The 8,629-nt window shown below is 71.2% G+C and carries 6 protein-coding genes; all 6 read left to right on the top strand.

The window, feature by feature from the left end:
• The coding region (locus Q0C41_RS03360; RefSeq protein ID WP_291981038.1) for an efflux RND transporter periplasmic adaptor subunit at positions 1-783 on the top strand (783 nt) is incomplete at its 5' end.
• The gene (locus tag Q0C41_RS03355; RefSeq protein ID WP_291981037.1) at positions 783-3,980 is read left to right on the top strand and encodes an efflux RND transporter permease subunit; all 3,198 of its coding nucleotides are present in this window, start codon (positions 783-785) and stop codon (positions 3,978-3,980) included. The genes Q0C41_RS03360 and Q0C41_RS03355, both read left to right, overlap by 1 nt.
• Before the next feature lie 25 nt (positions 3,981-4,005).
• A complete protein-coding gene (locus Q0C41_RS03350; RefSeq protein ID WP_291981036.1) occupies positions 4,006-4,245 on the top strand; it encodes a DUF2892 domain-containing protein in 240 nt (79 codons plus the stop codon).
• Positions 4,246-4,341: 96 nt separating this feature from the next.
• Positions 4,342-4,872 carry a sigma-70 family RNA polymerase sigma factor gene (locus tag Q0C41_RS03345; protein WP_291981035.1) on the top strand — a complete coding sequence of 177 codons (531 nt, stop codon included), beginning with the start codon at positions 4,342-4,344 and terminating at the stop codon, positions 4,870-4,872.
• Positions 4,869-5,765 carry a tetratricopeptide repeat protein gene (locus tag Q0C41_RS03340; RefSeq protein ID WP_291981034.1) on the top strand — a complete coding sequence of 299 codons (897 nt, stop codon included), beginning with the start codon at positions 4,869-4,871 and terminating at the stop codon, positions 5,763-5,765. Before Q0C41_RS03345 ends, Q0C41_RS03340 begins: the two co-directional genes overlap by 4 nt.
• 10 nt (positions 5,766-5,775) lie before the next feature.
• Positions 5,776-8,514, top strand: a complete 2,739-nt coding sequence (locus tag Q0C41_RS03335; protein ID WP_291981033.1) for a CHAT domain-containing tetratricopeptide repeat protein — start codon at positions 5,776-5,778, stop codon at positions 8,512-8,514.
• The last annotated feature ends 115 nt before the right edge of the window (positions 8,515-8,629 follow it).

Here is an 8,629-nt window from a genome sequence, read left to right as displayed (position 1 = left end):
GCCGACGCGGCCCTGACGCTGGCCAGGGCGTCGCACGGGCGCATCGCCGCCCTGCACGCGCGCAAGTCCGCCACCCCACAGGAACTCGACGAGGCCACCGCCTCGCTGCGCGCCGCGGAGGCGCGCCTCGGCTCCATCGACGCCCACGTCCAGCAGGCGCAGGCGTCCCTGGCCAGTGCGCGAGCGGGGAGCGACGCCGCCGCCGTCACGGCCAGCTTCGCGATGATCACCGCGCCGTTTGCCGGCGTCATCACCGAGAAGCTGGTCGAGCCCGGCAACATGGCGATGCCCGGCGCGCCGCTCCTGCGCGTCGAGGAGCAGGGCGCCCTGCGGCTCGACGTCCGCGTCGACGCCTCGCGGGTCACCGAGTTGTCGGTCGGGCAGGAACTCGACGTCGCCTTCGATGCCGCCGAACCGCTGACGCTGCGCGGCACGGTCAGCGAGGTCGCCCGCGCCATGGACGCCGATGCCCGGGCCTATCTCGTGAAGATCGCCCTGCCCGCCGAGCCGCGGCTGCGCTCCGGCATGTTCGGGCGCACGCACCTGCCCGGGCCCGCCTCCCAGGTCCTCCTCGTGCCCGCCAGCGCCGTGGTCCGGCGCGGACAGGTGACGGCGATCTTCGTGGCTGAAGGGGACGCCGCCCGCCTGCGCATGGTGGTGCTGGGGCGGACGTTCCGTGAGGGTCTCGAAGTGGTCAGTGGCCTGGCCGAGGGGGAGCGGGTGATCACGGCCCCGCCGGCTGGTCTGACCGACGGCACCCCGATTCGCACGGGAGCGAAGTGATGGCAGGCCTCGGCATGGCAGGCCGCATCGCGGCCGCCTTCATCCACTCCAAGCTGACGCCGCTGGTCATCGTCGCCGCCACGGCGCTGGGCGTCATGGCGGTGCTCGGGCTCCCGCGTGAGGAGGAGCCGCAGATCATCGTCCCGATGGTGGACGTGTTCGTCGACGTCCCCGGCGCCTCGCCGGCCGAAGTCGAGCAGCGCGTCACGCGACCGGTGGAGAAGCTGCTGTGGGAGATCCCGGGGGTCGAGTACGTGTACTCGACCTCGAGCCCGGGACGGGCCATGGTGGTGGTGCGCTTCCGGGTCGGCGAGAACCAGGAAGATGCCCTCGTTCGGCTCAACCAGAAGCTCGCCTCCAACACCGACCGCATCCCGCCGGGCGCGCACGGCCCGCTCGTCAAGCTGCGCTCGATCGACGATGTGCCGATCCTCGGCATCACGCTGTGGTCGACCCGGTACGACGACCATCAGCTGCGGCTGCTCGCCGCGCAGCTGCACGACGCCGTCAAGGAAGTGCCGGACGTGTCGGAGGTCGCGCTGATCGGTGGTCGTCCGCGCGTCGCGAGTGTCGAGATCGATCCGGCTCGCCTCGAGGTCTACGGCGTCGACCCGCTGATGGTGCGCGCCGCCATCCAGGGCAGCAGCCGCGCCGGGGCCGCCGGTCCGCTCGTCGACGGGCAGACGAGCACGCTCGAGGCCGGCGTGCGTCTCGAGACCATCGAGCAGTTGCGGGACGTGGTCGTGACCTCGCGATCGGGCCGCCCGGTCCGGCTATCCGACGTCGCGACCGTCTCGGATCGTGATGCAGACCCGGCCACCTACGTCCGCCACCATGTGCGCGGCGCGGGCGCGGCCCCGGCCGTGACCATTGCACTCGCCAAGCGCGCCGGCACCAACGCCATCGCCGTCTCCGAGCGCGTGCAGGCCAAGGTCGAGGCGCTCGAGGGCACCCTGATTCCCGCCGACGTCCATGTCGAGATCACGCGAGACTACGGCGAGACGGCCGCGGAGAAGAGCAACGAACTGCTGTACCACATGGCGATCGCCGTCGTCTCGGTGTCGATCCTGATCTGGATCGCGCTCGGGCGTCGGGAAGCGCTGGTCGTCATGGTGGCCATCCCGGTCACGCTGGCGCTGACGCTGTTCATGTTCTATCTGTACGGCTACACCCTCAACCGCATCACGCTGTTCGCCCTCATCTTCTCGATCGGCATCCTGGTGGACGACGCCATCGTGGTGGTGGAGAACATCGTCCGACACGCGCGGCTGAAGACCGGCATGGACGATGGCCTGACGGCGATCGCGCTGCGGGCGGTGGACGAGGTCGGCAATCCGACCATTCTCGCCACGCTGACGGTGGTTGCGGCGATTCTGCCGATGGCGTTCGTGGGTGGCCTGATGGGGCCCTACATGCGGCCCATTCCGGTGGGGGCGTCGGCCGCGATGGTCTTCTCGCTCATCGTCGCCTTCGTGGTGACGCCGTGGGCGGCGGTGCGCCTGCTGCGCCCGCATGGGGGCCACGAGGACGGCGAGGAGGATGCGATGACCCGCTGGTACCGGCGGGCCATGAACCCGCTGATCCTGGACGGCCGTCGCCGACTGATGTTCCTGGCCGGGGTGGTGGTCCTGTTGCTGGCGGCCATGGCGCTGGTGCCGCTGAAGCTCGTCACGGTGAAGATGCTGCCGTTCGACAACAAGAGCGAGTTCCAGGTCATCGTCGACATGCCCGAAGGGACCTCGCTCGAGCAGACCGCCGGGGTCACCGCGCGCATGGCGGCTGCCGCGCTCGAGGACCCTGCCGTCCGCAACGTTCAGGACTACGTCGGCACGGCGTCCCCGCACAACTTCAACGGCCTCGTGCGGCACTACTTCCTCCGCCAGGCGGCGCATCTCGGCGACCTGCAGGTCAACCTGCTGCCCAAGCACGATCGGTCGGAGCAGAGCCACGAGATCGCGCGCCGGGTGCGCGAACGCCTGCTGCCGATCGCCAGGGCCACCGGCGCGACGATCCAGGTCGCCGAGGTGCCGCCAGGCCCGCCCGTGCTGCAGACCCTGGTGGCCGAGATCTACGGCCCGGATCAGGCCCGCCGCACGGCCCTGGCCGCCCAGATCAAGCAGATCTTCGAGCAGACGGCCGGGGTCGTGGATACCGACTGGTACGTGGAGGATCCGCAGACCAAGCTGTCGCTCGTCGTGGACGAGCAGAAGGCGGCCGCGGCGGGCATTGCCCCGGCGACGGTGGCAGGGCTGGTCCGCATGGCCGGCAGCGGCGAGTCGGCGGGACTGCTGCACGACGCCACCTCGCGGGAGGACGTGCCGATTCTGATCCGGCTGCCGCGCGACCAGCGGCACCAGTTGTCGGCGTTCCAGGCCATGCGCCTGGCCTCGCCGAGGGCCGTGTCGATCGGTGAACTGACGCGCCTCGAGACGCGCACCGAGGACGTCAGCCTGTACCACAAGAACCTGCTGCCGGTCACCTACGTGACGGGCGATCTGGCCGGGGAGGACGAGAGTCCCGTCTACGCGATCTTCCGCATGAACGAGGCCATCGAGCGGCTGCGCCTGCCCGAGGGGCAGGGCGTGGCGATCTACAACGCCGTCCAGCCGGAGCAGACGACGCTGCCGTCGATGAAGTGGGATGGCGAGTGGCACGTCACCATCGAGGTATTCCGCGACCTCGGCATCGCCTTCGGCGTCGTGCTGATCCTGATCTACATCCTGGTGGTGGGCTGGTTCTCGTCGTTCCAGACCCCGCTGTTGATCATGATCGCGATTCCGTTCTCGCTGGTGGGGATTCTGCCGGCCCACGCGCTGATGGGCGCCTTCTTCACCGCCACCTCGATGATCGGCTTCATCGCCGGTGCGGGCATCGTCGTCCGCAATTCGATCATCCTCGTCGACTTCATCGAGTTGCGCGTGCGCGAGGGCATGCCGCTCGAGCAGGCCGTGGTGGATGCCGGTGCCGTCCGGTTCCGACCGATGGCGCTGACCGCGGCTGCCGTCATCGTCGGCGCGGGCGTCATCCTCTTCGACCCGATCTTCCAGGGCCTGGCCATCTCGCTGATGGCCGGCGAGGTGGCGTCGCTGCTCCTGTCACGAATGGCCGTGCCCGTCCTCTACTACATGGGGGCCCGGCGACGCACCACCGTCGCCGACGGCCGGCTTTCCGAGCCGGCCCTACCCGCCACCCACTGACTCTGAACGACCAATGAAGGGAAGCATGGCCACACAGACGATGAACTCGCCGACAACCGCCCAATCCTGCGACACCGGCTGGACCGTCGAGAAGGCCCTCCGCCTGGTCGCGGGGACGGTCGTGATGGGCTCGGTGGCGCTGGGCATGTTCGTGCACCCCAACTGGTATTACTTCACGCTGTTCGTCGGCGCGAACCTGTTCCAGTCGGCGTTCACGAACTGGTGCCCGATGATGACCATCCTCCGCAAGGCCGGTCTCAGGTGAGACCTGACCCCTGACGCGCGCTGACACATGCCGGGTGCGCTGCCGGCGACGGGCACCAGACGCTCTGGGGTACGGCTACAATGGCCCGATTCCCCGATGGATGCCAGGCATCCCGATGCCCGCTTCGAGGCCCTGGTCCGTGACTACGGCCGCCTGATCCGCCACGCCATTCGTCGCGCGGCGCGTACCGACGCGCCTCGACTGGCCGACGACATCGAGCAGACGGTCCTCGTCTCGCTTTGGCAGCAGGTCGCCCGTGAGCAAGCCATCGACCACCCGGCCTCTTATGTGTACAGGGCGGCCGTGCGCGAGACGGTTCGTGCCATCCGCCGCGACCGGGCGCAGGCGGCGCGGGCCGAACCTGCCGGCGAAGAGGTGGAGCGGGTGATGACGACGGGTACCACCCCGGAGGACGACGTGCGGCGGCGTGAACAGCGGGACGCGCTGCGCGCCAGCCTCGAGACCCTGGCGCCCGACCGGGCGCGTGCGGTCAAGGCTCATCTCTCCGGCTTCTCCGTCGAGGAAATCATGGCGTTGTGTGGATGGCCGTATCAGCGCGCGCGCAATCTGGTGGCGCGCGGGATGGCCGACCTGCGGGCCGCCCTGCGCGAACGAGGCATTTCATGACCACGCGACCAGGCGTGCGCCTGACAGACGACGACGAGCTCCGGCAGCTCTATCTTGACGACGTCGGCGCGCAGCGTCGCGATGGTGCGCATCCGTCGGAAGACGACTGGGTCGCCCTCACCAGCGACACGCTGGAGCCGGAGCTCCGCGATCTGATGGCCGACCACGTCGTGGGATGTGCCGACTGCGCTGCGATCCATCGAGCGCTCACTGATCTGCGTCGCGAGGCCGCTGACGTCGACCCCGCGGCGCCGGCGCTGGCCGACGTGTCGTCGACACCGTGGTGGCTGCGATACGGGGCGGTGGCCGCGGCGGCGCTCGTGGTCGTCGCCCTGGCCGCGGCCCTGCTCTCGAGGCCAGCCCCCGTCGCCAGCCCCGGCCCTCCCTCGTCGACGGCCGCGTCGACGTCAGCTCCCGCGGCGGCGGCATCTCCGCTGCCCGCGCCGTGGGCCGCATCGATCGTCGCCCTCGACGTACGCATGCCCGCCAGCCTCGTGATGACGTTGCGCGGCGAGACCTCGCGCGATGCCGCTCGGCGCCAGGGACTCGTACGCGACCTCCGCCCGGCGCTCGACCTCTACCGTCGTGGCGCCTGGGCCGAAGCGGCCAGGGCTTTGGAACCCGTCGCCCGGACACACCCCAGCGAGGTCGAGATCGCGTTCTACGCAGGCCTGTCCCATTTGCTCGCAGGCGATCCCGCGCCTGCGTTGCCGCTTCTCGAGGCTGCGATCGGCAGCGACCTCGTCGGCGACGATGCGCGGTGGTTCGTCGCGGTGGCCCACGAGCGCCTGGGCGCGCACGACCACGCCGTGACCCTGCTGCGGTCGCTGTGCGCCGATGGGGGGCCGCGGTCGCGTGCGGCGTGCCAGGCGTTGCAGGACGCGTCCCGATGACCGTCCCGCGATGAACATCGGTCGCCCGCTCCCGCTGCTGCTGCTGCTCCTCGCCGCGGGCGTCCACCAGGGCGTGGCGCGGGCACGTGGCGCGCCGGAGCCGCAGGCGCCGTCGGCGCCAGTGTCATCGGTGACCGCTGCCGAGACGCCGGCCCACCTGGTCGACGAAGGCATCAGGCTCATCTCCCTCAATCGCCTCGACGACGCCTGGGCGGTGCTGGTGCGCGCCCGCGATCAGGCGGTCGCCGCGGGAGACCTCGTGGTGGAGGGGCGGGCCGAATGGGGGCTGGGCCGCGTGGCCTTCCTCCGGCGCGACGATGCCGCAACCGAGGAGCACTATGCGCGCGCCGCGCGGCGGCTCGACGATGCTGCGGCGTTCGAGCTCCGCGCGACGCTCGCCCTCCAGCGTGGGCGCGAGCTGTCCGAGCGGGGGGCACACGCCGCCGCCGAGCAGCAGTGGCGTGCCGGTGTGGCCCTGACGCGTGCGCATGGCCCGCGCTGGCTGCAGGCGCAACTGCTGCGCAGTCTCACCTTCGTGGCGACCGTGCCCATGGCCGACCGGCTCGTCCTGATCGAGGAGGCGGAGCGGTCGCTCGAGGGGGAGCAACGGCCCGCGCTCGAAGGCCTCGTCGCGCACCAGCACGGCGACCTGGCGTTCCTGGCCGGCGACTACATCCGGGCGCTGCGCGAGACCGAGCGCGCGGTTGGCTTGCTGGAGCGCGCCGGCGCCCGCGCGGATCTGGCGCGGGCCCTGACGAGCGTCGGCCGCATCTATCGCGTACACGGCGAGCCGGAGCAGGCCATCCCGTGGTTCAGGCGCGCGCTCGACGTCCAGCGAGGGATCGACAACACGCCGGCCGAGGTGCAGAACCTGATTGGCCTCGGGATTGCCCACCTGCACTTGGCACGATTCGACGAAGCGGCCGCGGCGTATGCCGAGGCCGTTGCCGTCGCGCGCACGTCGCCCCAGCCCTCCGACCTCGTCCACGCGCTCACACAGCAGGCCATCGGGCTCGTGGAGATGCAGCGGGTGCCAGAAGCCGAGCGTTCCCTCGCCGAAGCACTCGTTCTGCCAGCGGAACCCCGTCTCCTGGGCAGCCTGCAAGGCGCGCGCGGTACGGTGGCCTTTGCCGCGCGGCGTTACGCCGAGGCGCTGGCGGCCTTCGATCTGGCTCTGGAGGCGCCAGGACTCGGCGTGGACAGCCGTGTGGAGACGCTCGAGCGCCGGGCTCGTGCGCTGGATGCACTGGACCGCCCCGACGAGGCCATCATCGCCGCCGACGCTGCCCTCGAGGCCTTAGGCCGGCTGCGGGCCTCGCTGGTGCCGCGCGACTACTTCAAGCGCGGGTTCGACCAGTCGTGGGCCCGGCTGTTCGGGTTGAGCGTGCGCCGCCTCGCCCTTGCCGGTGAGGCGACACGCGCGCTGGAAGTGGCCGAGCGCGCCCGGGCGAGAGCCTTCGCCGACCTCGTCGCGTCGCGACTCGTCGAGAACAGCCCCTCGCTGTCGGCCGCCGCCAGCACCACGCCACCGCCTTCTCCAGGGTTGGTGCTGCGCGGCGCCTCCGGCGGGCCAGCGGCGGGCGCCCGCGCCGGCGGCACGGCACTCGAGAGCGCTGCTGCCGTCGACAGCGCGACGGTCGACCAGATGCGATCCACGGCCACCGCGCTGGGCGCCACCATCGTCTCCTACTGGGTGGACGCCGAGGTGACACTGGTGTGGGTCATCACGCCCCAGGGGGACGTGCACATGCGTCGCCTTCCCATAGGCGCGCGCGACCTCGAGCGCGCCATCCTCGCCACCCAGGCGACGCCAGGTGCGGAGGCCACGAGATTCAGCACGGGACCCGCATCGCGTGCCGCGTTCCGTCGCTTGCATGATGCGCTCATCGCTCCGGTGCAGCGGTGGCTGCCCGCCCGCGATGGCCTCGTGACGATTGTCCCCCATGGTCCACTGTTCCGCCTCTCGTTCGCCGCGCTGACGCGTCGCGACGGCCGATACCTCGTCGAGGACCATGCGCTGCTCCATGCGCCCTCGGTGGCGGTGCTGCGCCTGGTTGCCGGTCGCGCGCCACGGGCGGGTCCGCCCTCATACCTGCTGCTGGGGAATCCCGCGTGGTCCGCGGCACGGTCGCGGCGCGAGGCGCTGGCTCGGCTCCCGGGCGCCGCGCGCGAGGTCGAGGCGATACGGCGGCGGGTCGCGCCTGCCGCGGCCACCGTGTTGCGCGACGGCACGGCGTCGGAGCTGGCCTTGCGACAGGCCGCACCGGGCGCCAGCGTGCTGCACCTGGCTACGCATGCCATCGTGGACGACGCGCGCCCGTTCGAGTCGTATCTGGCACTGGCCAGTCAGACCTCCGAGGAGGGGGATGGACGCCTGACGGCCGAAGAGGTCTACGGCTTGTGGCTGGACGCCGACCTCGTCGTGTTGAGCGCGTGTCGCAGCGCGACCGGGCCGGTGACCGGAGACGGCCTGCTTGGCCTGACGCGCGCCTTCATCGCGGCGGGCGCCCGGTCGGTGATCGCCACGCTGTGGGATCTCCCCGACGAGGCCGCCCGGGCGATCCTGCCGCACTTCTACCGCGAATGGCTGGCGACGGGCAACAAGGCCGAGGCGCTGCGCCGCGCGCAACTGGCGTGGCTGGCCGACCTCCGCACCGGTCGCGTCGTCGTGGACTCGCCACTCGGCGCGGTCACGCTGCGCGAGCATCCGGCCCTGTGGGCCAGTCTCGTCCTGCAGGGCCGCCCCTGATTCGCTGCGTGCGCTGAGCAAACTGGACGAGGTCCGCCTCTTGTAGCGGTAGTCCTTCCATCGACGGGTCCTTCGCCGTTGCCCAGAGCGGCTCGCCTGGGGGGACACATGACAG

It is taken from the genome of Luteitalea sp., from assembly GCF_022842525.1.
GTDB lineage: Bacteria > Acidobacteriota > Vicinamibacteria > Vicinamibacterales > Vicinamibacteraceae > Luteitalea.
Note: the sequence above shows the minus strand (reverse complement) of the source record. Positions and strands in the feature narration are given on the sequence as shown.

Excerpts from the sequence above, each read along its gene's own strand:
- Q0C41_RS03340 (WP_291981034.1), top strand. The coding sequence starts at position 4,869 with ATGACCACGCGACCAGGCGTGCGCCTGACAGACGACGACGAGCTCCGG.
- Q0C41_RS03355 (WP_291981037.1), top strand. The coding sequence starts at position 783 with ATGGCAGGCCTCGGCATGGCAGGCCGCATCGCGGCCGCCTTCATCCAC.
- Q0C41_RS03350 (WP_291981036.1), top strand. The coding sequence starts at position 4,006 with ATGGCCACACAGACGATGAACTCGCCGACAACCGCCCAATCCTGCGAC.
- Q0C41_RS03335 (WP_291981033.1), top strand. The coding sequence starts at position 5,776 with ATGAACATCGGTCGCCCGCTCCCGCTGCTGCTGCTGCTCCTCGCCGCG.
- Q0C41_RS03345 (WP_291981035.1), top strand. The coding sequence starts at position 4,342 with ATGGATGCCAGGCATCCCGATGCCCGCTTCGAGGCCCTGGTCCGTGAC.